Annotated in this window: 19 protein-coding genes; 8 read left to right on the top strand and 11 right to left on the bottom strand. The window is 51.9% G+C overall.

What is annotated here, in order from left to right:
• Positions 1-32 precede the first annotated feature (32 nt).
• On the bottom strand, positions 33-2,777 hold the full coding sequence (gene copA / locus ACMHKJ_RS14490) for a copper-exporting P-type ATPase CopA (protein WP_413494947.1): 2,745 nt from the start codon (positions 2,775-2,777) through the stop codon (positions 33-35).
• Positions 2,778-2,916: 139 nt separating this feature from the next.
• Between copA and cueR the strand changes: the two genes are divergently transcribed.
• The 4 genes from cueR to ACMHKJ_RS14510 all read left to right on the top strand — a co-directional run bounded on the left by cueR (position 2,917) and on the right by ACMHKJ_RS14510 (position 11,674).
• Positions 2,917-3,336 carry a Cu(I)-responsive transcriptional regulator gene (gene cueR / locus ACMHKJ_RS14495; RefSeq protein ID WP_413494949.1) on the top strand — a complete coding sequence of 140 codons (420 nt, stop codon included), beginning with the start codon at positions 2,917-2,919 and terminating at the stop codon, positions 3,334-3,336.
• A 186-nt stretch (positions 3,337-3,522) separates the two neighbouring features.
• Positions 3,523-5,190 (top strand): ShlB/FhaC/HecB family hemolysin secretion/activation protein, encoded by a 1,668-nt coding sequence (locus tag ACMHKJ_RS14500; protein ID WP_413494951.1) that lies wholly within the window; start codon positions 3,523-3,525, stop codon positions 5,188-5,190.
• A gap of 36 nt (positions 5,191-5,226) precedes the next feature.
• Positions 5,227-9,867, top strand: a complete 4,641-nt coding sequence (locus ACMHKJ_RS14505) for a hemagglutinin repeat-containing protein (RefSeq protein WP_413494952.1) — start codon at positions 5,227-5,229, stop codon at positions 9,865-9,867.
• Between the two features lie 322 nt (positions 9,868-10,189).
• Positions 10,190-11,674, top strand: coding sequence for a C69 family dipeptidase (locus ACMHKJ_RS14510; protein ID WP_413494954.1), 1,485 nt, complete (start codon positions 10,190-10,192; stop codon positions 11,672-11,674).
• Between the two features lie 274 nt (positions 11,675-11,948).
• Here the strand turns inward: ACMHKJ_RS14510 and ACMHKJ_RS14515 are convergent, their stop codons facing one another.
• From ACMHKJ_RS14515 to tesA, 5 genes are read right to left on the bottom strand one after another with little or no spacing between them, the layout of a single operon-like run.
• Positions 11,949-12,401, bottom strand: a complete 453-nt coding sequence (locus tag ACMHKJ_RS14515; RefSeq protein ID WP_413494956.1) for an NfeD family protein — start codon at positions 12,399-12,401, stop codon at positions 11,949-11,951.
• The gene (locus tag ACMHKJ_RS14520; protein ID WP_413494958.1) at positions 12,398-13,336 is read right to left on the bottom strand and encodes an SPFH domain-containing protein; all 939 of its coding nucleotides are present in this window, start codon (positions 13,334-13,336) and stop codon (positions 12,398-12,400) included. Before ACMHKJ_RS14520 ends, ACMHKJ_RS14515 begins: the two co-directional genes overlap by 4 nt.
• A 55-nt stretch (positions 13,337-13,391) precedes the next feature.
• A complete protein-coding gene (locus ACMHKJ_RS14525; protein ID WP_413494960.1) occupies positions 13,392-14,273 on the bottom strand; it encodes a co-chaperone YbbN in 882 nt (293 codons plus the stop codon).
• A gap of 53 nt (positions 14,274-14,326) precedes the next feature.
• The gene (locus ACMHKJ_RS14530) at positions 14,327-15,112 is read right to left on the bottom strand and encodes an SDR family oxidoreductase (protein WP_413494962.1); all 786 of its coding nucleotides are present in this window, start codon (positions 15,110-15,112) and stop codon (positions 14,327-14,329) included.
• Between the two features lie 38 nt (positions 15,113-15,150).
• The gene (gene tesA / locus ACMHKJ_RS14535; RefSeq protein ID WP_413494963.1) at positions 15,151-15,801 is read right to left on the bottom strand and encodes a multifunctional acyl-CoA thioesterase I/protease I/lysophospholipase L1; all 651 of its coding nucleotides are present in this window, start codon (positions 15,799-15,801) and stop codon (positions 15,151-15,153) included.
• Between tesA and ybbA the strand changes: the two genes are divergently transcribed.
• The 3 genes from ybbA to ACMHKJ_RS14550 are packed head-to-tail and all read left to right on the top strand — an operon-like array spanning position 15,769 to position 19,297.
• A complete protein-coding gene (gene ybbA, locus ACMHKJ_RS14540; protein WP_413494965.1) occupies positions 15,769-16,455 on the top strand; it encodes a putative ABC transporter ATP-binding protein YbbA in 687 nt (228 codons plus the stop codon). The two genes, tesA and ybbA, sit on opposite strands and share 33 nt — an antisense overlap.
• The gene (gene ybbP, locus ACMHKJ_RS14545) at positions 16,452-18,884 is read left to right on the top strand and encodes a putative ABC transporter permease subunit YbbP (protein ID WP_413494966.1); all 2,433 of its coding nucleotides are present in this window, start codon (positions 16,452-16,454) and stop codon (positions 18,882-18,884) included. Before ybbA ends, ybbP begins: the two co-directional genes overlap by 4 nt.
• 20 nt (positions 18,885-18,904) lie before the next feature.
• Complete coding sequence (locus ACMHKJ_RS14550; protein WP_413494968.1) at positions 18,905-19,297, top strand: GFA family protein; 393 nt, start codon at positions 18,905-18,907, stop codon at positions 19,295-19,297.
• Here the strand turns inward: ACMHKJ_RS14550 and ACMHKJ_RS14555 are convergent.
• The 5 genes from ACMHKJ_RS14555 to ppiB form a co-directional block, all read right to left on the bottom strand.
• On the bottom strand, positions 19,282-20,547 hold the full coding sequence (locus ACMHKJ_RS14555; protein WP_413494970.1) for an MFS transporter: 1,266 nt from the start codon (positions 20,545-20,547) through the stop codon (positions 19,282-19,284). The two genes, ACMHKJ_RS14550 and ACMHKJ_RS14555, sit on opposite strands and share 16 nt — an antisense overlap.
• A gap of 88 nt (positions 20,548-20,635) precedes the next feature.
• Positions 20,636-21,706 carry a 5-(carboxyamino)imidazole ribonucleotide synthase gene (gene purK / locus ACMHKJ_RS14560; protein ID WP_413494972.1) on the bottom strand — a complete coding sequence of 357 codons (1,071 nt, stop codon included), beginning with the start codon at positions 21,704-21,706 and terminating at the stop codon, positions 20,636-20,638.
• Positions 21,706-22,230, bottom strand: a complete 525-nt coding sequence (purE, locus tag ACMHKJ_RS14565; protein WP_413494974.1) for a 5-(carboxyamino)imidazole ribonucleotide mutase — start codon at positions 22,228-22,230, stop codon at positions 21,706-21,708. The genes purK and purE overlap by 1 nt, the downstream gene beginning before the upstream one ends.
• Positions 22,231-22,378: 148 nt before the next feature.
• Positions 22,379-23,101, bottom strand: coding sequence for a UDP-2,3-diacylglucosamine diphosphatase (locus tag ACMHKJ_RS14570; RefSeq protein WP_413494976.1), 723 nt, complete (start codon positions 23,099-23,101; stop codon positions 22,379-22,381).
• A 2-nt stretch (positions 23,102-23,103) separates the two neighbouring features.
• Complete coding sequence (gene ppiB / locus ACMHKJ_RS14575; protein WP_413494977.1) at positions 23,104-23,598, bottom strand: peptidylprolyl isomerase B; 495 nt, start codon at positions 23,596-23,598, stop codon at positions 23,104-23,106.
• A 343-nt stretch (positions 23,599-23,941) separates the two neighbouring features.
• Here ppiB and cysS point away from each other — a divergent pair, with 343 nt between their 5' ends.
• Positions 23,942-25,330, top strand: a complete 1,389-nt coding sequence (gene cysS / locus ACMHKJ_RS14580) for a cysteine--tRNA ligase (RefSeq protein ID WP_413494979.1) — start codon at positions 23,942-23,944, stop codon at positions 25,328-25,330.
• Positions 25,331-25,616 lie beyond the last annotated feature (286 nt).

Here is a 25,616-nt window from a genome sequence, read left to right on the forward strand (position 1 = left end):
ACCTGCGGTTTGAATGAATAAGGGTATCGTTATTAATCTTTAGGTTTAAACCTCAGCAGCCGGTTAGCATTACTGACCACGGTAATGGAAGAGAGCGCCATTGCCGCACCCGCAACCACCGGGTTGAGCAGTGTGCCGGTGAACGGGAAGAGTATTCCCGCCGCGATTGGTATCCCCAGCGAGTTATACACAAAGGCGCCCAGCAGGTTCTGCTTCATATTGCGCAGTGTCCCTTTTGAGATAGCCACGGCATCAGCCACACCATGCAGGCTGTGGCGCATCAGGGTGATCGCGGCGGTTTCAATGGCGATATCACTGCCGCCGCCCATGGCGATCCCCACATCAGCACGCGCCAGCGCAGGCGCATCATTAATGCCATCGCCGACCATTGCCACTCTCTGTCCGGCCTGCTGCAATTTCTCAATTGCGGCTGATTTGCCGTCCGGCAGCACACCGGCGATCACGTCATCAATCCCGGCTTCTTTTGCGATAGCCCGGGCGGTGATTTCATTATCCCCGGTCAGCATGACCAGGCGGTATCCCTGTTTGCGCAGCCGCGCGAGGGCGCTGATACTGTCTTCCCGCAGCGGATCACGGATGGAGAGAACAGCGGCAATTTTGCCGTCTGCTGTCAGTATCACCGGCGTCACACCTTTACCGGCCTGTGACTGAACCAGTGCATCGGCTTGTGCGGTGGTCGCGATATTCTGCGCATTCATCAGGGCATGGTTGCCAAGCAGGAGTGTCCGTCCTTCTGACTCCCCGCTGATCCCCATTCCGGCGAGCGTACGGAACTGCGTGACAGACGGCACAGAGAGATCTTTTGCCCGCGCGGTAATAGCGCGTGCCAGCGGGTGATTAGAACCGCTTTCCAGAGCTGCCGCCCAGCGCAGTACATCCTCTTCACTGTGGCCATTAAAAATATGAATATCAGTAACCTGCGGCATTCCCTCGGTCAGTGTCCCGGTTTTATCGAAAACGATAGTATCCAGGTTACTGGCCTGTTGCAGTGCATCCGCATCCCGCACCAGCACGCCAAACTCAGCCGCACGTCCGACACCGGAGATTATCGACATCGGCGTTGCCAGACCCAGCGCACACGGACAGGCGATAATCAGCACCGTGGTAATAATGACCAGTGCATAAGTTATCTGCGGCGCAGGACCAAAGATGTACCAGACGGCTCCGGCGACCAGGGCGATCACCACCACAACCGGCACAAACACCGCTGAGATTTTATCGGCTAACTGACCAATCTCCGGTTTACTGCTCTGTGCCTGGCGCACCAGTTTGATAATGCGCGCCAGTGTGGTTTTGCTGCCGACAGCCGCAGCACGGAACAGTACGGTACCATCCTGAACGGTTGTTCCGGCTGAAACTGAATCACCAATAGTTTTCTGCTGCGGGATGGGTTCCCCGGTCAGCATGGCTTCATCCATCCACACTTCGCCCTGTGTTATCTCACCATCGACCGGCACCCGGTCACCGGTGGTCAGACGCAGGATCATACCCGGCTGAACCTCTGCCAGCGGCAGATCTTTCTCACCTTCAGGCGTGACAACCCGCGCGGTCGGCGGGGTCAGATCCAAAAGCCGCTCCAGTGCTTTTGATGAGCGCTGACGGGCGCGCTGTTCCAGCATGTGACCCAGGTTTATCAGACCGATGATCATGGCACTGGCTTCGTAATAAAGATGACGCGCCTGTGGAGGAAAAACATCCGGCCACAGGTTGACGGTAATAGAATAAAGCCAGGCGGCACCGGTGCCGAGCGCGACTAAGGTATCCATCGTCGCACTGCGGTTTTTCAGTGATTGCCAGGCGCTGCGGTAGAAATGTCCGCCTGCGGTGACCATCACTGCCAGGGTCAGCACACCAATGGTGAGCCAGATCCCGTTGTTGGCGGGCGTCAGCATCATGTTGTCGCCGATCATGCCCCAGATCATCACAGGAACACCCACTGCCAGTGCCACAATGGCCTGCCAGCGGAAGCGTTTCATGTTTGCTGTTGCCACTTCCTGCTGACGTTCACGGCGCTTTATATCATCCTGAATCAGTTCTGCGCCGTAACCGGCTTTCACCACCGCCGCGACCAGTGCATCAGGTGATGCGTGGCCGGTGACCAGCGCACTGCGCTCTGCCAGATTAACGCGGACGTTTTCCACGCCGTCCACACTGAGCAGGGCTTTATTCACTTTACTGACACAACTGGCACAGGTCATACCGTCGAGCAGAAATGACAGGCTTTCATCGTCATCTGCAATGTCCGGCATTACCGGGGGGTTCTCCGGGGTGGCAGGAATATCGCAATGCGCCGCTGACACTGTCTCATCCGAAGATGTGACCGGTGTCAGCGGTTCAGTTTTTGGGTGCTGGTTTTCTCCTGCTACCGCCGCCTGAAAACCGGCGGCTTCCACTGCACTTATCAGTACCTGCGCATCTGCGCTGCCATACACTTTGGCTTCTTTGGTATCCACAACGGCGGCGGCGACACCTTCAACCGCTTCTAATGCACTTTGCGTTTTCGCAGCACATTTCATACAATTGAGCCCTGAAAGTTGCAAAATTGTACCGGGATGCTCAGCCACCTGTGCTTCATAGCCGGCGTCTTCGATTGCGCTGATAAGCGATTGCGGATCTGCATCACCGGTGACTTTTGCAAATTCAAGGGTGACAACGGCGGATTCAACATCCGGACGGGCGTCCAGCACTTTTTTCACACTGCCGACGCAATGCATACAGGTGAGTCCCTGTAATGCAAGAATAGTCGTATTAGCCATCTTTTTTTCCTTAACTGTTTCGCATCATCATCCCGCAGTAAATCCGGGGTGACAGAGAAAAAATTCCGTTCGGGGGAATGGGAATTTTGATTTAAGATGATGGTAAACCTTCCTTCAAGGGTAAGGTCAAGGAGAAGTTATGAATATCAGTGATATTGCACAAAAAACGGGTTTAACGCCAAAAGCTATCCGTTTTTACGAAGATAAATCTTTGATAACACCCCCGGATCGGGGTGAGAACGGCTACCGGTATTTCAGTGAACGCCACCTGGATGAGCTGACATTACTGCGTCAGGCGAAAGAAGTGGGATTCACACTTGATGAGTGCCGCGAACTGCTGGCACTGTTCCGTAATCCGAACCGTCATGCGGCAGATGTGAAATCTGCCACACTGGGTAAAGCGAAGCAGATTGAAAAAACCATTACGGAGCTGAGTGCTATCCGTGACCGCCTGCTGGTGCTGGCGGAATCCTGTCCGGGCGACGACAGCGCCGACTGTCCGATTATTGAACAGCTGTCCGGCGGTTGCCGCCACAGTAAACCCGCCTGCCATAAGTAATATTTTCCTCAGCGCGTCTGCCGGTCCCGGCGGACGCCTTTTTTACCTGAAACAGTTAAGTTTTGCTTACTTCTGCCGATAACTGATAAAACCCCGGCGTTTTTTATAATCCGGTGCCACGCCGGATAACACGGGGTTCTCTGCCCGGAACGGGCGGTGAATACCGAGCGGGATAAGTAAGCTGAATTGACGAAATTACCGGTGTTGCTGATATTACTTTGCCAGGCGGCAATTGCCGCACCTTTTCCTTCCGTGCCTGACAATCCGGGCGTTGATGCGTCACGCCGCGCATTGCAGGACACCACACACCAGGTAAATGACCTGCTGGAACAGCAGACTTATCAGCAACTTAATAAACCTCAGAGTACCAAACCGGCGGCGGAGTCTGTTCTGCAACTTGCCGAAAGTGATCGCTGTCTGCCGGTGACCGGCGTGTATCTTTCCGGGATAACGTTGTTATCGCAGGCAGATCTCTCTTCGCTCTCACCTTTGCCTGCACAGTGTATCCGCAGCCGGGATATTAATATCCTGGTTGCAGAGCTGATGGAGAGTTACCTGGCGAAAGGCTATATCACCGCGCGGATCCGTTTTTTGCCGGTCAATGCATATCAGGAAATCGGGATCAGTGTGACCGAGGGCATTATTGAGCGGATTGACGGCGCAGACGGCGGGGTTAATACCGCGATGCTGTTTCCGTCACTGACCGGAAACCCGCTGAAAATAACCGAACTGGAGCAGGGGCTGGATCAGGCAAACCGCCTGCGATCTAATCATGTCACGATGGATATTCTGCCCGGAAAATTGCCGGGCGGCTCGGTTGTGTATCTCAACAATCAGCGCGGCACACCGCTGTCTGTCTCTCTTACGGCTGATAACTACGGACAGAAAAGTACCGGGCGGCGTCAGGTAAGAAGCACGGTGTCAGCAGACAGTCCGGCAGGGTTATCTGACTTTCTCAGTCTGAGTGGCGCAACCACGACAGATGACCGGAAAAACCGCTACAGCCGTTCCGGGATGTTGTTCTATTCCGTTCCTTACGGCGCACTGACCGTCAGCACTTACGCCAGTCTGTCCGGTTACCGGATAGATCAGGCTTTGCGTTATAACCGGGTCATTTTACACGGGGACAGTGCACAGGCTGCGCTGCGGGCAGATTATGCCATTTTCCGCAACCAGACCCGGATTGATTCACTGATGGCGCAAATCACCTATAAACGCAGCCGCAATTATATAAACGACACACTGATTGGCGTCAGCAGCCCGTCCCTGAGCATTGCGGAGGCAGGTTACACCGGGCTGCTTATGGTGCCGGGCGGTGTTATCAGTACCACGCTTTCGGCGGAGAAAGGCATGACACTGTTTGGTGCCGATACTCAGCAAACCTTGCCGGGGTCTGATCCGCAATATACCAAAGGTAAATTTTCTCTCAATTATATTCAGGGCTTTTTGTTGTCGGGTGATAGCTATCTGTTTAGCAGCAATCTGACCGGTCAGTACACTCAGGACAACCTTCCGGGTGTGGAGTGGCTGACCCTGTCAGGCAGCAATGCTGTCAGGGGCTTCAGCGACGGCTCGTTATCGGCGGATAAAGGGTGGTACTGGCAAAACACCTTTTCCCGCCGTTTTGTCCGGCAGGGCGTCGCTGTGACGCCGCGTGCCGGTGTGGACTACGGACGGGTGATGGCTCAGACCGGACATGCGGGATGGCAATCTGCCACAGGGATTGCTGCGGGCATCAATTTCAGTTACGGCGGAGCGCTGCTGGATGCGGAAATCAGCCGTGCCCGTACAACTGCCGCCGCGATGCCTGTGCAGGATACGTTATTTTCCCTGCGTCTCGGATATCAGTTCTGATCACATTCGTCTGTCGTTGGATGGTAAGGAAATAATATGAAAAAAGAACGATTTAAGCTCTCTTCTTCCGGAAAAATCGCCGCGTGGATGGCGCTGGCGTTTGTCACCTTTAACTGCAATGCTGTTGGTATTGTGGCGGATACAGGCCTGAACGGACCCGGGGTTTCTCAGGTAAACGGAACAGATATTATTAATATTGTGGCACCGAATAATAACGGACTGTCACATAACCAATATCTTGATTTTAACGTGGATAATCAGGGGGCGGTCTTTAATAACGCTCTGAACGGCGGGCAGTCACAGCTTGCGGGAAGACTGGAGGCAAACAATCACCTGAACGGGCAGGCGGCCGGGGTTATCCTCAATGAAGTGATCAGCCGCAATCCGTCTCTGCTGCTGGGGCAGCAGGAAGTATTCGGCATGGCGGCGGATCTGATCCTCGCGAACCCGAACGGGATCAGTTGTCAGGGCTGCGGGTTTATTAATACCAATAACGCGGCGCTGGTGGTCGGTAATCCGTTGATTGAAAACGGGATGATAAATGCCTACAGCACGCTGGATAATTATAATCAGCTGACTATCGGCAACAAAGGGATCGCCACCGGGCAGGTGCTGGATCTGGTTGCGCCTGCTATTAATGCCGACGGCGCGATCCGCGCCGGCACGCTGAATGCGATCACCGGTAACAATATTGTCTCCGCCGATATGCAGACGATCACCGCCGGGAAAAATGCCGTACCGCTGGACAGTTACTATCTGGGTGGAATGCGGGCAGGACGCATCCGCCTGGTGAATACCGCGCAGGGCAGTGGTGTGAAACTCTCCGGAACAATTGATGCCGCGAATGGTTTTGATGCGCAGGCACAAGGCGCGCTGACACTGACGGCGGCACAGGTGACCGGCGGGAATATCAGTCTGAACGGCGGTTCGCTGCGCACAGAAGGCCAGTTGCGCCGTGACCATCATCAGACAGAAGATAAACGCAGCGGGCAGGCAGTTACAACTACCACAAACCAGGCGCGCTATACCCGCACCACACTTGATGGCAAAAATATCACCTTAGTGGCCGCGCAGGACGCGCGACTGACCGGAACCGATGTGACCGGGCAGAATGTCACAATTCAGGGCGCGGACGTCACTCTGGACAGCGATCAGGTCGCGCAATCAGAAAGCCGGACCCATAATCAGTGGAAAATGTCCTGGGAGAATAATGAAACCTATAAAGATGAAAGTGTAAATCAGCAAACCACGGCGGTTCGTGCCGCCGGTGATATCCGTATTGCCGCTAAAACCGGTGATATTGTGATGAAAGGTGCAACCGCAGACGCGGGTAATCATCTGAGTGCTGATGCAGCGGGCAGTATTCATCTTCAGGGCGTGAAAAACACCCGCACACAAACCGTGTCCGGCAATAAACGCAATGAATCAGCAAAACTGCACAGTGGAACATGGGCAGATGTGACCTCCGGTGAGCAGCTTGTCAGAACGCAGCTGAGTGCAGGGGAAAATCTCGGGCTGAATGCGGGCAGTGATATCAATGCACTGGCAGCAAAGGCACAAGCCGGGCAGGATATGATCCTGAACAGCCGCAATGACCTGCGTATTGGCACGCAAACCGCCACGCAACACGAGGGACACACCAGTAATATCACCTCCTGGGGCGGGATCGGCGGCGGGCAGCGCAAAAACACCGCAACCGCAGAGGAAGCAGCACAGGGATCTGAATTTACCGCAGGTGGTAAACTTCTGCTTTCCGGCGGGAACGCCGTGGTGGTGACCGGCAGTAAGGTAAAAGGCACGCAGGACAGTCTGGTACAGACCGGGCGCGGTAATCTGGTGATAGAGAACGGTGTCAGCCGGACCGCACAACATATCGATAACCGTAATGGTGGCGCATTTAATATCACCAGCAGCACGCTGCGCGAAAACAGTGAAGATACCCGCATTGTGCGCAGTGAGCTGAAATCAGATGCGGATCTGCGGCTGGCAGGAAAAAATGATATCACTGTCACCGGCAGTCTGATTGAAAGTGCGGGCGCACTCCACATTGATACCCTTGGTGATATTAATGTCCGCGCGGCACAGGCAAAAAAACAGTCTGACAAAACAGAGACTGAACTGAAAATCAGCGGCTATGCCAAAGAGCAGGAAGATAAACAGTACCGCGCCGGGCTGGATATCCGCCATACCACCGACTCTGAAAAGCAGGAAACAGTTCAGAATCAGGGAAGTGAACTGAAAGGCGGCAATGTCACAGCAACCGCCGGGAGCGATATCACTCTGACCGGTTCTTCTCTGACAACGACACAAGGTGATGCTGCGCTTTCGGCGGAGAATATTCACCTGAATGCTGCGGACAACAGCGACACCCGTACTCAGCAGAAAAAGGAAACGCACGGCGGGGTTTATCTCACGGGCGGAGCCGATAAAATCGGCGGCGGGCTGAGTGTCGGTCATACTGATACACGGCAGGAGCAGGAGAAGCATCAGGCAGTAACGTCCGGCACACAAGTGCAGGGTGATTTAACCCTGACCGCTAAAAATACCATTACGCAGGAAGGTGCGGCACACTCAGTCGGCGGAAAATATACCGAAACGGCTGATACGGTTGTGCATCAGGCTGCTCACAACAGTGATAAAACCACCGGAACCACCAAAGGCGGGGAAGGTAATCCCGGTATTTCTCTTGATTACAGCAAGGTTTCCCGTCCGCTGGTGAATGCCGGTGAAAAAGCGGCTGAAGGAAATATCGCAGGTGCCGCAGACAGCACAAGTGCGGTCGGGTTGCCTGATATTGGTGTGGATCTGAGTGTCAAAGGTGAAAACCGTCAAACCGTTACGCAGGACAGCAAAGCAGTAACCACCACTATTCAGTCCGGATCTACGCAGATTAAGGCAGGGAACAGTGTCCGCGATGAAGGCACGCAATATCGTGCAGATAACGGCGGCATTGTGATTGATACCGGTGATTATTTGTCAGCCGCAGCGGCAGATACGCATCAGGAGTCAGCCAATGTTGCTGAAGGCTCCGGCAGCCTGCGTGTTGCGACCTCTACCGGACAGGATATTTCTGTCAGTGCAGAAGGCCGCGGACGTAACCATGCCACCACAGAAAGCAGCAGCAACGCGGTGGCCGGTTCACTATCTGCAAAAGAGGGTATTACTATTAACGCCGGGCGCGATATCACGTTGCAGGGCAGCACATTGCGCAGTGATGAAAGCAATGTTGCGCTGCGGGCGGGGGATAATCTGACACTGGATCAGGCGAATGACTCCCACAGCAAAACAGTTAACGGATTTGATGCCAATGCGAAGGTAAATGTTGAATCTGTTAACCTGAAAAATGCGGGCGGCGGTCTTGGCGGCGGACGTGAAGTGTATAACGAAACCGGCACAACGGCGAAAACCGGGCTTATCGATGGCAGCAAAGGGGTTGTTCTGCAGGCCGGAAATGACCTGACACTCAAAGGCGCTGATCTGAGTAGTGACGGGGATATCACGGTAAAAAGCGGGCACCGGACTGATCTGAACAGCGCTGAAAGCACAAATACGGTTGCAGGTCACAAGTGGCATGCAGGTGTGCAGGGCAGCGGCGGTAACACTGATACAGGCAGTAAACTCGGCGGCGGCGGTGATTTCTCTGTCAGTAAACAGGCAGAAAATCAGACTGACCAGCGCGGCGGCAGTATCCGCAGCGGGGGAACTGCGTCTGTTTCCGCAGAGGGTATGCGCGGTGATGCTCTGCATCTGAAAGGGACTCAGATTGATGCGGAAAATACCGCACTGACTGCCCGTGATGGCGGTATTGTAATTGAATCTGCTCAAAAAAATACAGACAAAGCCAACTGGAATGCCGGTGCAAACCTGAATATCGGCACCAGCCGCAGTAAGGAAAACCCGGAAACCGGCTCACGGCATAATGTCAGTGCCGGGCTGAAAGGCGGGATCGATAACAGTCAGATTTTGACTCAGAAAAATGCATCAGTTGAAAGCAAAAACCTGACACTGAACAGCCGGAACGATACGCAGATCCTCGGGGGAAATGTCAGGGCAGATAATGTCAGCGGACGTGTCGGCGGGGATCTGGTGATAGAGAGCCGGACCAATACGCAGGCAGTCACAAAGATGGATGTTGATCTTTCTCTCAATAATACAAATGAGGAGAGCAGCAGCACAATGGCAAAACTGGCCAATGCCGGAACACCGGTGTATGCGGATAAAATCAAAGCAAGCCTGGAAAGCGGGTTGGACAGTGCCGCTGATTCTGTCAGAGACAGTGCCGGTTCCGGTGCAGGTGTTGTGGCGGATAAAGTAAAATCCGGTCTGACGGCACCTGCCGGAACCAGCGGAAATATTAAAGGTGCGTTTGAAACCCGCTCGGTTGAGCAGGTGGGACAACAATCCGGACTGACAGCCCGGGAACATGGCACTTTACGTACCGGTGGCAGTACGGTTCTCACCGGGGCTGCAATTGACGCAATTGCGGATGCGGCAAACGGGCGGACAGAAACCCGCTCTGTGGCGGTGAAAAACACCGGCACCAGTGTTCACGGCGAATTGCCGCTCAATGCCGGTCAGGCAATCAGTGCGGTTAAAGACGGATTGCTGAACGGGAAATCTCCTGTAGGTATTTCTGTCACGGATGAGCATGGCAGTGTGGAAAGCCGGGTGAAATAATCCTGTCTTTGTTTTGTAAAATCAAACGGCTCTTCGCTATTCAGGAAGAGCCATTTTTTTATATAACCCGTAAAACAGAAATCAGATAAGGATATTTATTTCACATTGCATATTCCCTCACCCGATCAATTCCTCCGCTAAAAAATAATCTTACTTTTTAACCAAAACAGTCATCCGTAATTAAAGTGTAATTTAGTGAATTACACCATGCTTTGTGAATAAAGCAGTGGTTGACTTTGCATTATGCGATCTACGTAAAAGAAAATTTAGTTGGTAATGGATAGCGTAAGCGCAATTCATAACGCAATGGAAGGTCTTTTCTATGAAACGTAGTATTTTATCTCTGGCTGTGGGTGTTGCTCTGGTGATTACTGATGCATCTGCATGTACCACTATTTTTGTCGGGGCGGATGCCTCTTCAGATGGCGCACAATATATTGCCCGTAATGAAGATATGAACCCGGCAAACCCGAAAGTGTTGCAGGTGAATCAGGAAAAAGTAAATAAAAAAACAGAATTTAAAACGAATTTAAATAAATTCACTTATACTCTGCCGGAAAAAGCAATGCGCTATACCACTATTCCGGAGTGGAATGATAAAGGCCAGTTCCGTTTCAGTTCTAATGGGTTTAATGATGCCGGTGTCGGGATCAGTGCGACAGAAACTATTTTTGCCAACGACGCGTCTTTAAAAATTGACCCGTATCTTGAAGACACCGGGATTATTGAAGATGCTATTCCGGATGTGGTATTACCGTATGTATCCTCAGCAAAAGAAGGGGTCATGCGTTTAGGTAAAATCATCGAAGAAAAAGGGGCGGGCGAAGGGTTTGGTGTCGCCTTTATCGATAAAGACGGGATCTGGTATTTAGAAACCGGGAGTGGTCATCAGTGGATGGCGGCTAAAATCCCGGCGAATACCTATTATGTAACAGCAAACCAGGGCCGTCTGGAAAAATTTGATATCAATGATAAAGATAATTACCTTTCATCACCGACACTGATTTCTTTTGCAGAGAAAAACGGATTATATGATCCGAAGAAAGATGGCGAATTTAATTTCAAAAAAGCGTATACAAGAGATAATCCGAAAGGCGATGGTTATTATAACTATCCCCGCGTATTAGTCTTACAGAAAATGTATAACCCTGAAACTAAAACTGATTTTAAAGATGTGAAGTCCAATGATCTCCCTGTTTTTTTAAAACCGGCTAAAAAACTGGGCTTGGAAGATATTAAAAACGGACTGCGTAATCATTATGAAAATGTAGGCACATCACCTTACGCGACCACTTATCCGGATACAACAAAACGTCCTATTTCTGTCTTCAGAACTCAGCATTCCCATATTTTACAGGTTCGCAAAGACTTACCGAAAGAGATTGGTAACGTCCGCTATATCGCATTCGGTATGCCGACATTATCTGTTTATGTTCCGGTCTATTACGGACCTGACAGCTATGTGGAAGCCTATACTATCGGGTCACCGGAAACGGATAATCTCTCTGCACACTGGAAATTCCGTAAATTACAGACACTGGCAATGATCGACTTTAATAAATATTCGAAAATTGTGCAGGCGGAATACAGTAAACAGGAAGCTCAGTTTGCCAAAGAACAGCAGGCAATGGAAAAAGAGTATCTGAGTATCTACAAAACTGATCCGGCAAAAGCGAAACAGTTATTGCAGGATTTCCAGAACAAAGTGATGCAGGATGCGTTAAATACCACTGATAAACTGACTAACATTATTCTTCAGGATCTGACTAATTCAGTGAATGAGCGCTACCGTTTTAAAGGTGCCTGATATACGCGTCATCCTTTGCTCTGCAACGGCGTTGGCCGCATTCAGGGTATCGGGTCACATACTGATGTATGCTCCCCGATCCCCTTCAATTGCCGCCTTGTTGCAAAACAAATGATTTAGCGTATTGCGGTCATCCTTTGCTCTGCAACGGCGTTGGCCGCATTCAGGGTATCGGGTCACTGTTTCATTAGCGTATTGAATCACTGTTTGGTCAGTAAAAAAACGGCCTCTGTTTTTACAGAGGCCGTTCAGATATGACAAAGATACTGCTGCGTTACCGGCTGACGGCTCTGACGGTCAGTGTAATACCATCAACAGCGATCACTTCCACTTCTGTACCTGCAGGAAGCGGGGTGACACTGTGAATGCGCCAGCTGCCATCCGCGAGGCGGATGCGGCTGAAACCATCTTCGGTATCTGTCAGCAGGTGTGAGCGCAGACCGATAAGCTTATGATTCATCTGGTTTGGTGTTGTGCTGTCGGGCCTCTGGCGGCGGCGCTGCCAGTTACGCCAGAGCACCGCACATACCACCGTCATTGCGGCGAAAATAATACCCTGCCACTCCCAGCTCAGACCCGGCAACATCCAGACCAGCAGCGCGACAACTAACGCAGCCACACCGCTCCACAACAAGTAACCGCCGGTTCCCAGCATCTCCAGGATCAGAAGAATACCGCCGAAACAGAGCCAGAACCACATTGCCTGCGATGCGATCAGTTCAATCATGCAGATTTACCCTGACTGTTTTTATCTTTTGATACATTAAACATTTCAGCCACACCGCCGATAGCACCCATCAGGTTGCTGGCTTCAAGTGGCATCATGATCACTTTGCTGTTTTGAGCTGAACCGATTTTAGCCAGTGCATCGGTATATTTCTGGGCGATAAAGTAGTTAATTGCCTGCATATCACCATTTGAAATTGCATCAGAAACCATCTGAGTTGCGCGTGCTTCCGCTTCTGCACCACGCTCACGTGCTTCTGCTTCCAGGAACGCAGACTGGCGTAAACCTTCAGCTTTGAGGATCTGAGACTGTTTCTCACCCTCTGCTTTCAGGATAGCTGCCTGACGGATACCTTCCGCTTCCAGGATATCAGCACGCTTGGTACGCTCTGCTTTCATCTGGGCGTTCATCGCTGAAATCAGTTCTTTCGGCGGACGCACGTCACGGATTTCGATACGGGTGATTTTAATCCCCCAAGGGTTAGTTGCTTCATCAACAATATGCAGCAGGCGGGAGTTGATAGAATCACGCTGAGACAGCATTTCATCCAGCTCCATGGAGCCAAGCACGGTACGGAAGTTGGTCATGGTCAGGTTGATGATAGCTAAATTCAGGTTACTGACTTCATAAGCCGCACGAACCGGGTCAACAACCTGAATAAAGCAGACTGCATCGATAGTTACGTTGGCGTTATCACGGGAAATAACTTCCTGTGACGGAATATCAAGTACCTGTTCCATCATGTTGATTTTACGACCAACGCGATCCATAAACGGGACAATCATATGCAGACCCGGCTGCAATGTTTTAGTGTAACGACCGAAACGCTCAACCGTCCATTGAAAGCCCTGCGGAACGGTTTTGACGCCCGTTGCTACGATAATAACGGCGATTAAAATAATAATCGGGACAAAACCCAGCGAGAACAAATCCATGAGCCAAAATCCTTATCAGTAATGAGTCAGTTAAATAATTCATTGGTGCAATTAATTAGTAGAGTAATGAGTATAGCTTACGGCGATAAGATGCGGCAGTACTATCCGCCGTGCCCATTGCCGCCATAATATCCATCATCGTTTTACGCACGCGACCTTCAGCTGCGCCCAAATCACGTTTCAGGAAGCTGAATAACAGTGGCAGAGCTTCATCATTACGACGAACTTCATGCAGCTTCAGCGCCAGTTGTACCGCGAGTTCTGCATTTTCAGCATCAGCGGCAAATGCGGTTTGCAGCTCCTGAATTTCAGGGGTATCCGCTGCTTGTTTTTGTAATTCAATTTGAGATAAGAAACTATGATAGCGCGTATCCTGATCCTGAATCGGGACAGACTTCAATACTTTTTCAGCTTCTTCCGAAAGATTAACTTCCAGTAATGTCTGCACCAACAGCAGCGTGATTTCACTGTTGCGCTCATCAAGCTGATGCGCTTCACGCAGCAGTGGCAGAGCCGCCTGAAAATCACCCGTTTCAATCAGTTCAATTGCTTGTCCTGCTTTTATTTCTGATTCATCCGGCAGAAATTTAGCTAAAAATGTGCGGATGGTTTCTTCACTCTGTGGTCCTTCAAACCCGTCAACGGGTTGCCCTTCACGGAACAAATAGGTCGTCGGCACCGCGCGCAGACCAAACTGGGATGCAATCATCTGTTCGGTATCGCAGTTCACTCTGGCAAGGATCATCATTCCGGCATATTCAGCAGCAATTTTTTCCAGAGTAACACCCAGCTCCTGACATTGCGGGGATTGCGGGGAATGGAAGAAAAAGACAACCGGTACCTGCATGGAGGCGTCAATAACCTGACGTAAGTTGCTTTCGTTAACGTCAGTGCTGTGTGCGTTATGTGTGTTATTCGTATTTGATAACATATTCATTCTCTTAATAAATTGGCGGACTTAAAGTTAACATCTGGGCGCTGCGCTGCATTTCAAGCGGCAGGCGGTCTTTTATTCAGTATTTTATCCATCAACCGTTGTGGCAATAAACGTTTAAGCCACATAACAATGACAGTCAGCCCTGTTACAGGATAGCGTATTTTCGGATTACGGTGCTCCAGGGCATGAATAACTTTGTCGACCACATCTTCTGGTTTTCCGGTAAAAAGACGTGCAATACCGGGATTTTTGACCGGCTTATCCTGCTGAGTTTGTGTGACATTCTCTGTAAAGCGCGTGGTTATGGGGCCCGGCTCAATCAGGCTGACACGGACACCTGTGCCGGTAAGCTCCATGCGCAGGGCATCAGACCAGGCTTCCAGTGCATATTTGCTGGCAGCGTATGCGCCGCGTCCGGGAGTAGATATCAGTCCCATAACAGAACTGGTCTGGATTATCCGGCCTTCTCCGGCGTGTTTCATCGCGGGCAGCAGCAGACAGGTTAACTGATGTGTGCCGAACAGATTTGCGGAAAATTGTTTTTCCAGGTCAGTCCGGCTGATAGTCTCTATCTGACCGTATAATCCGAAGCCGGCATTGTTAAATAAACCATACAAACGATTGTTTGTTAATGTCAGCACCGTTTGTGCCGCGCGGGCAACACTTTCGGGGGAGTCCAGATCCAACTCCACAGGCTCAAATCCGAGGCTGGTCATTTCGGCTAAATCTGCCGGTTTGCGGCAGGCCGCAAGGATACGGTATCCCCGCAATTTCAGTGTTTTAGCGGCACACAGCCCGATTCCGCTGGAGCACCCGGTGATCAAAACGGCTTTTTGCATTTCTTTACCTGCTTAACTGCTTATAAATCATCAATAGATCATTTAGGATAGTCGGGCGACCCTGAGTGTAAATAAGGCAGCAATGTTTTATCCATCCAGTCTGTAATATAGGGCTGCGCCGTTTCATTCGGGTGTATTCCGTCATCTTGTATCCATTGTGGATTCAAAGCGACAGCTTCCATATAAAACGGGATAAGCGGGATGGCATTGTCCGCGGCAAGTGCCGGATAAATCGCCGAAAACCGCTCGGTGTAGCGCTTGCCATAATTCGGCGGAATACGGATCTGCATCAGTAACGGTTTTGCCCCGGCGGCATTTACAGTATTAATAATGGTCTGAAGGTCGTCACGGGTTTGTGTGACCGGCAGACCGCGCAGGCCGTCATTGGCACCCAGTTCAATCAATACCCATTGCGGCTTGTGTTGTTCCAGCAGTGCGGGCAGGCGGGCAAGCCCCTGTGCTGCGGTATTGCCGCTGATACTGCCGTTTATCAGTGTGATGCCGTTACCGGCCTGTTGCCAGCGTTGCCCCAGTTGTGTCGCCCATGCCTGTTCGGCAGGCAGACGATAACCGGCACTCAGGCTGTCACCCAGAATCAGTAACGTTCCGGCGGCAAAGACATTCCCGCTGAACAGCAGCAGAAAAAGGAAACAGAGATGGCGTTGGAGCGTATTCTTGAAGTTCATCATCTTATTAAGCGCGTCGGTCAGGATGAAAATGAGATCACTATATTGCAGGGTGTTGAATTGGTTGTCGAGTCTCAGGATACACTTGCGCTGGTCGGCGAGTCCGGTTCGGGGAAATCGACCCTGCTCGGGATCATCGCAGGGCTTGATGACGGCACGTCCGGCGAGGTAAATCTTCTGGGGCACTCTTTGCCGAAACTGGATGAAGAAGCGCGGGCAAAACTGCGCGCGCAGGATGTCGGGTTTGTTTTTCAGTCTTTCATGCTGATCCCCACACTGAATGCGCTGGAAAATGTCCAGTTACCCGCGTTGCTGCGCGGAGAATCAGAATCTGCGTCGCGGGAAAATGCGGTGCGTCTGCTCACACAGTTAGGTCTGGATAAGCGCCTGAAACACATGCCGGCGCAACTATCCGGTGGTGAACAGCAGCGCGTTGCGATTGCCCGTGCGTTTTCCACGCGCCCGAAAATTCTTTTTGCCGATGAACCAACCGGCAATCTTGATCGCCAAACCGGTGAAAAAATTGCCGATTTACTCTTTTCCCTTAACCGTGACCACGGCACAACACTGATTTTAGTCACCCATGATCTGACCCTGGCGTCACGCTGTCAGCGGCGGCTAAAACTTGCGGACGGCAAACTGGAGGAACTGGCATGATTTGGCGCTGGTTCTGGCGGGAGTGGCGCACGCCGTCTCTGCTGGTGGTCTGGCTCTCTCTGACCCTGGCGGTGGCATGTGTGCTGGCGCTCGGGCGGGCAGGGGATCGCATTAATCAAAGTGTTAATTATCAGAGCCGTGATTATCTGGCTGGTGATCTGGTTCTGCGCGGCTCTCACCCGCCGGAAACCGCCTGGCTTGCTGCCGCACAGAAAAACGGGCTTCGCCTGAGTCAGCAGATGAGCTTTAACACCATGGTGTTTGCCAATGATGTGCCGCAACTGGTGTATGTCAAAGCCGCAGATGACGCCTATCCGCTGTATGGTGAGCTGGAAACCGATCCGCCGGGGCTGAAACCGAAGCCCGGTGAGATTTTGATCGCACCGCGTCTGGCGGAACTGCTTTCGGTGAAACCGGGTGACAAGCTGGAAGTCGGGGATACCGATCTGAACATAGCCGGTTTTCTGATTCAGGAGCCGGACAGCGGGTTTAATCCGTTTCAGATGGCACCCCGCGTCCTTATTCATCTGAATGATGTGGATGCGACCGGTGCGGTACAGCCCGGCAGCCGCCTGACGTACCGTGATATGTTTGCCGGTGAACCGGATGCAGTGGCTGCATTTCAGGAAAAATTTAAAGATGCTCTGCGCATCGATCAGCGCTGGATGACTCTGGATCAGGAGGGCGGGGCGCTGGCGAAATCGATTGATCGTGCACAGCAGTTCCTCGTGCTCTCCTCCTTACTGACACTGTTACTGGCGATTGCTGCGGTTGCTGTGGCGATGTCGCACTATTGCAGCAGCCGTCACACATTGATCGCTGTGCTCAAAACACTCGGTGCAGGCCGCCGTGAGCTGCGCTATTGGGTTATCGGACAATGGGCGGTACTGATGGTGGCAGCAATGGTCGCCGGATCACTGCTCGGGCTGATGTTTGATGTTGTGCTGATGAGCCTGCTTGCACCTTTGTTGCCGAAAGAACTGCCCGCACCGGGCTGGTGGCCGTGGATCTGGGCGTTGCTGACACTGCTGGCGATCACTGTGCTGGTCGGCGCGCGTCCGTACCGTCAGCTGATGCTGACGCAGCCGACGCGTGTGCTGCGCAATGATGTTATCGCCCCTGTCTGGCCGCTGCGCTGGTATCTGCCACTGGTAGCGGTGATTGTTGCCGGCGGGCTGGCGGTGCTGACAAATGCTTCTGTGCTGCTCTGGGCGGTGTTATCGGGTGTGGTACTGATCGCCGCACTACTTGCGGTGGTGGGCTACGGCGGGCTGTGGTTGCTGGCAAAAATTCCGTTCCGGCAATTAAGCCTGCAACTGGCTATCCGGCGTTTACTGCGCCAGCCGGGTCAGACTCTGGTGCAGACCGGCGCATTTGCACTCTCTTTTATGCTGCTGGGATTACTGGTGATGGTGCGCGGGGACCTGATCGGACGCTGGCAGGAGCAGATGCCGCCGGACACACCCAATTATTTTCTGGTGAATATGACGCAGGCACAAATTGAACCGGTCAATCAGCTGCTTGCAAAACATAATGTGACGCCGACAGAATATTACCCGGTTGTGCTGGCGCGGTTGTCCGGCATCAACGGCGAAACTGCGCTGGCGTGGGCAGATGCAAGAGATCCCGGTAACAATACTGTCCGCCGCGAACTGAGCCTCACCTGGCAGGATAAATTACCGCCGATGAATGAACTGGCGGACGGCTCCTGGCCGCCGAAGCCCGGGGAAGTCTCCATTGAGATGGAAGTGGTGAAACAGCTCGGTCTGAAAGTGGGTGATACCCTGACGTTTGTTGGTGATACACAACCATTCACCGCCACGGTCAGCAGTATCCGTCAGGTGGACTGGGAGAGTATGCGCCCGAATTTCTTCTTTATTTTCAATCAGTCATCTTTACAAAATCAGTCGGCGATGTGGCTGACCAGTTTTCATTATGAAGGTAATGACGGATTAATTACGGCAATGAATCGTCAATATCCGTCTATCAGTATTTTTGATACCGGCGCGATGCTCAAACAGATCCAGACTATTTTGGCGCAGGTAAGCCGTGCGCTGGAAGCTATGGTCGTGTTGGTGCTGATCTGCGGCGTTTTGCTGTTGCTGGCGCAAATTCAGGTCGGGATGAATCAGCGCAGAACAGAGCTGGTGGTGTACCGCACGCTGGGGGCGGGAAAACGTCTGTTGCGACGCACACTGTGGTGTGAATTTGCATTGCTGGGCGCGATGGCGGGAGTTGTCGCGGCACTGGGTGCTGAAATCGCGCTGTGGCAGTTGCAGACCCGGGTGTTTGATTTTCCGTGGCAGCCGCAGTGGCCGCTGTGGATTGCACTGCCGCTGATTGGCGGTTTCCTGCTTTCTCTGTGCGGCAGTGTGCTGGGGATCCGCTTATTAGGCGATTCACAGCAGTACCGCAGTTTGCAAAGCTAAGTTAATGAGGGAGCTGTCTTATGACAACAGAGATAATTACCGGCGGCTGTTTGTGCGGGCATATTCGTTACCGGGCGCAGCATCCGCGCTATCCGCATACCTGCTCTTGTACTATGTGCCGCAAACACACCGGTGCCCTGACGGCGCTGTGGGTGGAGTTTGACAGCAAAAATATCATATGGGATGGTGAGGGCGGTATGCCGTCACTGTTTCGCTCATCAGAAAGCACCTGCCGGGCATTTTGTCCGCAATGCGGCAGCTCAGTGGGGGCGGTGGATGATGCGCCGGTCATTGCGCTGCTGGTCGGGGGTTTTGATAATCCGGGACGTGATTATTGTATCCCGGAATACCATTCTTTTACGGATGAGTTACCGGCGTGGGCGGCTCATCCGCAGGATCATGATGCGGGCTGACTGCGGGCCTTTACCGGTTTGTGCTGTGGCGGGTGCATAAAGAATGTGACTGCCAGAATGGCAACCACCGGCAGCGCGATTACCAGGAATGCCGGAGTAAAGCTGCCGCTGTAATCTTTGATAGCACCAGCGAAGAACGGCGCGAGACAGGCAAAGGTTGAAATCAGATTTACGACAGAAAACAGTTCCAGGTAGGGTCCGCGTCCGAAATAGTTTGCCAGCAGCACACTGGAGGCGAGAAATGTCATGCCGTAGCCGATACCTACTAAAATCGTAAACAGAATAAGCAGCGGCCAACTGGTGGCGATGCTTAATGTCAGCACACCGAGGGTGATGGTTGCCAGGCTGATAATTAGCAGTTTTTTCGGCTCCAGCCACTCGCCGATAGCACCGCCTGCCAGGCGGGAGAAGGCATTAATAAACGCCATGGTACTGAGCAGTGTGGCGGCAATCGTCTCACTGAACCCGTTATCTGTAATATGCGGAACGGCAAAGCTGTTTACCGTAAACCCACACCATAAAAACGCGGTATACGACGCGGCTATCACATAAAACTGCCATGTGCGCAGCGCCTGGCGCGCAGTCCAGCGATCACGGCTGCGGTAGATGCGGGAACTTTGTTTCTTTTGCTGCCACATGACGGCGCGGGCGTGGGTGATTTCGCGGCGCCCTTCACGCAGCACTAACAGTGTGATCAGCGTCATCACAGTCAGGGTCAGGGCGGCGATCAGCCAGTGAATGCGCCAGGAACCGAATACATTGACTGCAAGAAAGTAGATCCACGGACCGACCACACCGCCCAGCCCGCCGAGGGTAAAATAGAACCCGAATGCAAGAGACTGACGGCTGAACAGCCGTGAAATAACATAAGTGCCCGGCACGGTTGCCATAAAGGTAAAGCCTATCCCGAGAAAGGCGGTGCCGACAAAATAGCGCTGAATAGTTTCGGTGGTATACAGACTGTAAAACCCGGCAAGAAACAGCAGCAGCCCGGTAAACAGCGTGACCTTAACATTAGTTTTGCGGATGCAGAGCGTCGGCAGAAAACTGGATAACCCGCAGGTCAGCCCGAGCAGGGTGAAACCAAAACCGGCATCAGTCCAGCTCCAGTGCAGCTCTCTGAGCATCCCGGGCAATACCACACCTAACGAGGTAAAAGTGGTGGCGGTTGCCAGAAAATAGACTAACCCCAGCAGGGTGAGTATGGTCCACTGATAAACAGTGCCTAAGCGGCGGTCTCGCGAAAACATCCCGGCTCCGGAAAAGGCGTAAAAAGCAAAATGCCCGGCTGAGAGCCGGGCAGCAGAAGAGCGCTATTGTCGCCGGAAGCGGTACAGACTACCAGCTTAATTTTGCTTTTGCCCAACGGATAGCTGACTGATATTCCGCCGGTAATTGCTGCGCGAGCCCGTCAAGATTTGTGTTAAGCAGCGCGGGCTCCGGGTGTGTCAGGTTAATGTGTCCCACTTTGCGCGCGGGACGCACCTCTTTGTCATACCAGTGAATATGCGCCAGGGGCTGTGCCAGCCACTGTGTATTAAATTCAGTCCCGATAATATTGACCATGACAGCCGGGGCGCTGATCACCGGTTGTGGCAGAGGTAAATCCAGAATAGCGCGCAGATGCAGTTCAAACTGACTGACAGATGCACCGTTCTGTGTCCAGTGTCCGCTGTTATGCACGCGGGGTGCGAGTTCATTGATAAGTAACCCGTCACCGACGATAAAGCACTCCATCGCCATCACACCGGTATAATCCAGCTCTGCAAGAATAGCGCCCAGCATCTGCTCCGCCTGTAACTGCAACGGATGCTGACTTTCCGGATACGCGACACTTATGCGCAGAATACCGTCTTCATGAAGATTATGGGTCAGCGGGTAGAACACGCAGTCGCCATGCCGGTTGCGGGCGCCGATCAGCGAAACTTCACCGGAAAAGGCAATGCCTTTCTCAACAATGCAGTCGCCGTAAATCTCTGCGGGCAGTGCTGTTTCATCACCCGGACGCACACGCCACTGTCCGCGACCGTCATAACCGCCGGTGCGGCGTTTGACTATTACAAAATCCCCGAGACGGCTGAATATACCCGGCCATTCATCCGGTGATGTCAGCGGCTGCCACGGTGAGGTGGCTAACTGCAAATCATCCATTAACTGTTTTTGCGGCAGGCGGTCAGCCAGGCGCGGAAAAATATCCCGGTTAATAAAGGCGGGGTGTTGCTCCAGCACTTGTGTCAGAGCAGTCTGCGGCCAGCGTTCTATTTCGGCGGTGATCACACTGTGCTGATACGGCACGGCTTCCGGCTCGGCATCCAACCCCACAGGATAAACCGCAATACCCAGCGGCTCACCGGCCTGGCGCAGCATCCTGCCTAACTGCCCGTTTCCCAGAACACAAACCGGCGTCATCAGCAGATCTCCCGTGGATCCGGATGGCTGAGAACCTCTTCGGTCTGTGCTGCGCGCCAGTTAGCCAGGCGGGTCAGCAGCGCGGCATCATGCAGTGCCAGAATTTGAGCGGCGAGCAGGGCAGCATTTCCGGCTCCGGCTTTGCCGATAGCCAGGGTGCCGACCGGGATACCTTTCGGCATCTGAACAATCGAATAAAGACTGTCTACGCCGCTGAGTGCGGCACTCTGAACCGGCACACCCAGCACAGGAACCAGGGTTTTGGCTGCCAGCATGCCCGGCAGATGTGCGGCACCACCGGCACCGGCGATAATAACATCAAAGCCGTTTTGTTTAGCAGTTTCAGCAAAGGAAAACAGTTTGTCAGGCGTGCGGTGCGCGGACACAATCTCCACATGATAGGGCAGTTGCAGACTGTCGAGGATGTCTGCGGCGTGCTCCATGGTGCTCCAGTCACTTTTGGATCCCATCACAATGGCAATTTTAGCGGCTGGTGAGTGTTGTTGTGAAGAAGTGGCATTCATGTTTTCGGTGCTCCTGTACATCCCGCGTCACAAAGATTGGCTGACTTCCGGCGTATTGGCCGGTTAAGAAGACGGGCATAATATCACGGTAAATCGCAGAGGAAAACGTTTGCGTCAGTGATTTAATGCAATTTCAGGTGGTAATGTATCAGAACGGGAAGAAGATCAGCGAGATGTCGTCCGGGGTAATTTTAAATGCAGAGCCCTGAGAATGCCAGGCACCGAGAACGCCACGTAAGTGTGTTTCTTCGTCAATACGGATGTCATGAACTGCCGGGCGGTGAGTATGGCCGTGGATCATCCATTGTGTTTTGTATTGACGGAAGGTGTCAATTACCGCGCTCTGATTCACATCCATTATTGCCTGCGTTTTCTGCTGATTAGCAGACTGACTGCCCACGCGCATTTTTTTTGCGATTTTCAGCCGGACTGACAGCGGCAGCCACAAAAACAGGCGCTGGATCCATTTTGTATGAACGCGTTTGCGGTAGTGCTGGTAATCGGTATCATCGGTACAGAGTGTATCGCCGTGCAGGATCAGAATACGCTGACCTTCGGCTTCAATTATCTGTGTTTGTGGCAGCAGCGTCATACCACACTGTTTCGCGTAACGCGCACCCAGCAGGAAATCACGGTTGCCGTGAATAAAAAAGATCTTCACGCCGCGCTCACTGAGTGCTTTCAGCGCATCAGCAACGGTTTTATGCAGCGGGGCAGGGTCATCATCACCAATCCAGTAATCAAAAAAATCACCCAGGATATAGAGTTGTGATGCGTGAACGGCCTGCTCTTGTATGAAACGAAGAAAGCCGGCGGTGATCGCCGGCTCGTGCTCATTTAAATGCAAATCTGCAATAACAAGCGTGGTCATGCTTATTCGGAAACAGTGACGCTTTTGATGATGACATCTTCACGCGGAACGTCCTGATGCATACCGCTGTTACCGGTTTTAACCACTTTGATTAAGTCAACAACATCCATGCCTTCAACGACTTCTGCAAATACGCAGTAGCCCCAGCCGCTTGGTGTTTCTGAGCGGAAGTTCAGGTAGTCGTTATCTGCCACATTAATGAAGAACTGTGCAGTTGCTGAATGCGGGTCGCCGGTACGGGCCATTGCCAGAGTACCGAGGGTGTTTTTCAGACCGTTGTTTGCTTCATTCTGAATATGAGCCAGTGTTGGTTTCTGTTTCAGACCCGGTTCAAAACCGCCGCCCTGGATCATGAAATCATTAATTACACGGTGGAAAATAGTGTTGTTGTAGAAACCGTCAGTGCAATACTTCAGGAAGTTTTTGACCGTTTCTGGTGCTTCTTCCGCGAACGTTTTAATGACGATGTCACCATGATTTGTATGAAAAGTTACCATAATAAATTCCTGCTAATATTTTAAAGGCGGTTATATACCCGACATCATTCAGGCAGGCAGCGTGCTGAGTGCCGCCAGGGAACCTGTTGTCTGAATGAATGAGGCTATAGGCCGTTTTTATCTCACGGAGGTGTTATATCACACTCACAAATGATCGTCAGTATTTGTTATAATCAACGGGTTTTGCAGGGTCTTTCTTGCATTTACAGGGTATTCGCGTTTCAATAACCTATGTTGCTTTGCGCTGATATCCCGTCGCATACCAGATAAAATAAGCGTTTAATTATCAATTAATTAACAGAACTCACCTTCAACACGTACAGACTCTTAATGGAATAGCCTTATGCTGAAAATTTATAACACGTTATCAAGACAAAAAGAGGAATTTAAGCCCATTAACCCGGGTTCCATCGGGATGTACGTGTGTGGTATCACTGTTTATGACCTGTGTCATATCGGGCACGGGCGGACATTTGTTGCGTTTGACGCCATCGTGCGTTACCTGCGTTACGCAGGTTATAAGGTTAATTACATCCGTAATGTCACGGATGTGGATGACAAAATCATCAAGCGTGCAAATGAGAATAATGAAACCTGCGACCAGTTGGTTGATCGCATGGTCGTGGAAATGCACCGTGATTTTGATGCGATGAACCTGCTGCGTCCGGATTCTGAGCCGCGCGCAACGCATCATATAAAAGAGATTATTGAGATAACGCAGTTGCTGCTGGCGCGCAATCACGCCTATGTGGCTGACAACGGCGACGTGATGTTTGATATCAGCAGCGACCCGGAATATGGTCTGCTTTCCCGTCAGGATCTGGAGCAGCTTCAGGCCGGTGCGCGTGTTGAAGTGGCAGATGTAAAACGCAATCCGATGGATTTTGTGCTGTGGAAAATGTCCAAGCCGGGTGAGCCTTCCTGGGAATCACCATGGGGCGCGGGGCGTCCGGGCTGGCATATTGAATGTTCTGCGATGAACAGCAAACAGCTGGGAAATCATTTTGATATTCACGGCGGCGGCTCTGACCTGATGTTCCCGCACCATGAAAACGAAATTGCTCAGTCCACCTGTGCGCATGACGGTCCGTATGTGAATTACTGGATGCACTCCGGCATGGTGATGGTTGACAGAGAGAAAATGTCAAAATCACTCAATAACTTTTTTACCATCCGTGATGTGCTGGGATATTACGACCCGGAAACCGTGCGTTACTTCCTGTTATCTGCCCATTACCGCAGTCAGCTTAACTATACGGAAGAAAATCTGAAGCAGGCGCGTACAGCTCTGGAGCGTTTTTATACCGCACTGCGCGGCACAGATAAAAACGCTGCGGTGATTGTGAATAATGAGTTTGAAACCCGTTTTCGTGAAGCGATGGATGATGATTTCAATTCACCGGAAGCCTATTCTGTATTATTTGATATGGCGCGTGAGTTGAATCGTCTGAAACAGGAAGATATGGCGGCGGCAAATGGTCTGGCAGCGCAACTCCGTCAGTTGGCGGGTGTTCTCGGACTGTTGACACAGGACCCGGAGCAGTTCCTGCAAAGCGGTGCGCAGACGGAAAGTGATGAAGATGTGGCCAAAATTGAAGCGCTGATTAAGCTACGCTTTGATGCCCGCGCATCAAAAGAGTGGGCGCTGGCAGATGAAGCGCGTGATGCATTAACACAGATGAATATCGTGCTGGAAGATGGTCCGCAGGGTACAACCTGGCGGCGTAAATAGTTATATACCCTTATTCATTCAAACTGCAGGTTCGTTGGCAGCACCCAGATAGCCGGGTCACATACTAATGTATGCTCCCCGTCTATCTTCCCTTACCGCCTGCCTGCATCCTGAATGACGTTGGGTATACACTATTAATAATCTATAATATTTTTGCTGAAAGCCCGGGGTTATTTACCGCCGGGCTTTTTTATTGTGTTTTATTTTTACGGCCGGGCATAACAGTGGGTTATCAGCTATTCTGTTACAGTATTTGGTTTATATTGTGATTTTTTGTCGTATTTTT

The organism is Morganella psychrotolerans (assembly GCF_965118875.1).
GTDB classification, from domain to species: domain Bacteria; phylum Pseudomonadota; class Gammaproteobacteria; order Enterobacterales; family Enterobacteriaceae; genus Morganella; species Morganella psychrotolerans_C.

Excerpts from the sequence above, each read along its gene's own strand:
- copA (WP_413494947.1), bottom strand. The coding sequence starts at position 2,777 with ATGGCTAATACGACTATTCTTGCATTACAGGGACTCACCTGTATGCAT.
- cueR (WP_413494949.1), top strand. The coding sequence starts at position 2,917 with ATGAATATCAGTGATATTGCACAAAAAACGGGTTTAACGCCAAAAGCT.
- ACMHKJ_RS14505 (WP_413494952.1), top strand. The coding sequence starts at position 5,227 with ATGAAAAAAGAACGATTTAAGCTCTCTTCTTCCGGAAAAATCGCCGCG.
- ACMHKJ_RS14510 (WP_413494954.1), top strand. The coding sequence starts at position 10,190 with ATGAAACGTAGTATTTTATCTCTGGCTGTGGGTGTTGCTCTGGTGATT.
- ACMHKJ_RS14515 (WP_413494956.1), bottom strand. The coding sequence starts at position 12,401 with ATGATTGAACTGATCGCATCGCAGGCAATGTGGTTCTGGCTCTGTTTC.
- ACMHKJ_RS14520 (WP_413494958.1), bottom strand. The coding sequence starts at position 13,336 with ATGGATTTGTTCTCGCTGGGTTTTGTCCCGATTATTATTTTAATCGCC.
- ACMHKJ_RS14525 (WP_413494960.1), bottom strand. The coding sequence starts at position 14,273 with ATGAATATGTTATCAAATACGAATAACACACATAACGCACACAGCACT.
- ACMHKJ_RS14530 (WP_413494962.1), bottom strand. The coding sequence starts at position 15,112 with ATGCAAAAAGCCGTTTTGATCACCGGGTGCTCCAGCGGAATCGGGCTG.
- ybbA (WP_413494965.1), top strand. The coding sequence starts at position 15,769 with ATGGCGTTGGAGCGTATTCTTGAAGTTCATCATCTTATTAAGCGCGTC.
- tesA (WP_413494963.1), bottom strand. The coding sequence starts at position 15,801 with ATGATGAACTTCAAGAATACGCTCCAACGCCATCTCTGTTTCCTTTTT.
- ybbP (WP_413494966.1), top strand. The coding sequence starts at position 16,452 with ATGATTTGGCGCTGGTTCTGGCGGGAGTGGCGCACGCCGTCTCTGCTG.
- ACMHKJ_RS14550 (WP_413494968.1), top strand. The coding sequence starts at position 18,905 with ATGACAACAGAGATAATTACCGGCGGCTGTTTGTGCGGGCATATTCGT.
- ACMHKJ_RS14555 (WP_413494970.1), bottom strand. The coding sequence starts at position 20,547 with ATGTTTTCGCGAGACCGCCGCTTAGGCACTGTTTATCAGTGGACCATA.
- purK (WP_413494972.1), bottom strand. The coding sequence starts at position 21,706 with ATGACGCCGGTTTGTGTTCTGGGAAACGGGCAGTTAGGCAGGATGCTG.
- purE (WP_413494974.1), bottom strand. The coding sequence starts at position 22,230 with ATGAATGCCACTTCTTCACAACAACACTCACCAGCCGCTAAAATTGCC.
- ACMHKJ_RS14570 (WP_413494976.1), bottom strand. The coding sequence starts at position 23,101 with ATGACCACGCTTGTTATTGCAGATTTGCATTTAAATGAGCACGAGCCG.
- ppiB (WP_413494977.1), bottom strand. The coding sequence starts at position 23,598 with ATGGTAACTTTTCATACAAATCATGGTGACATCGTCATTAAAACGTTC.
- cysS (WP_413494979.1), top strand. The coding sequence starts at position 23,942 with ATGCTGAAAATTTATAACACGTTATCAAGACAAAAAGAGGAATTTAAG.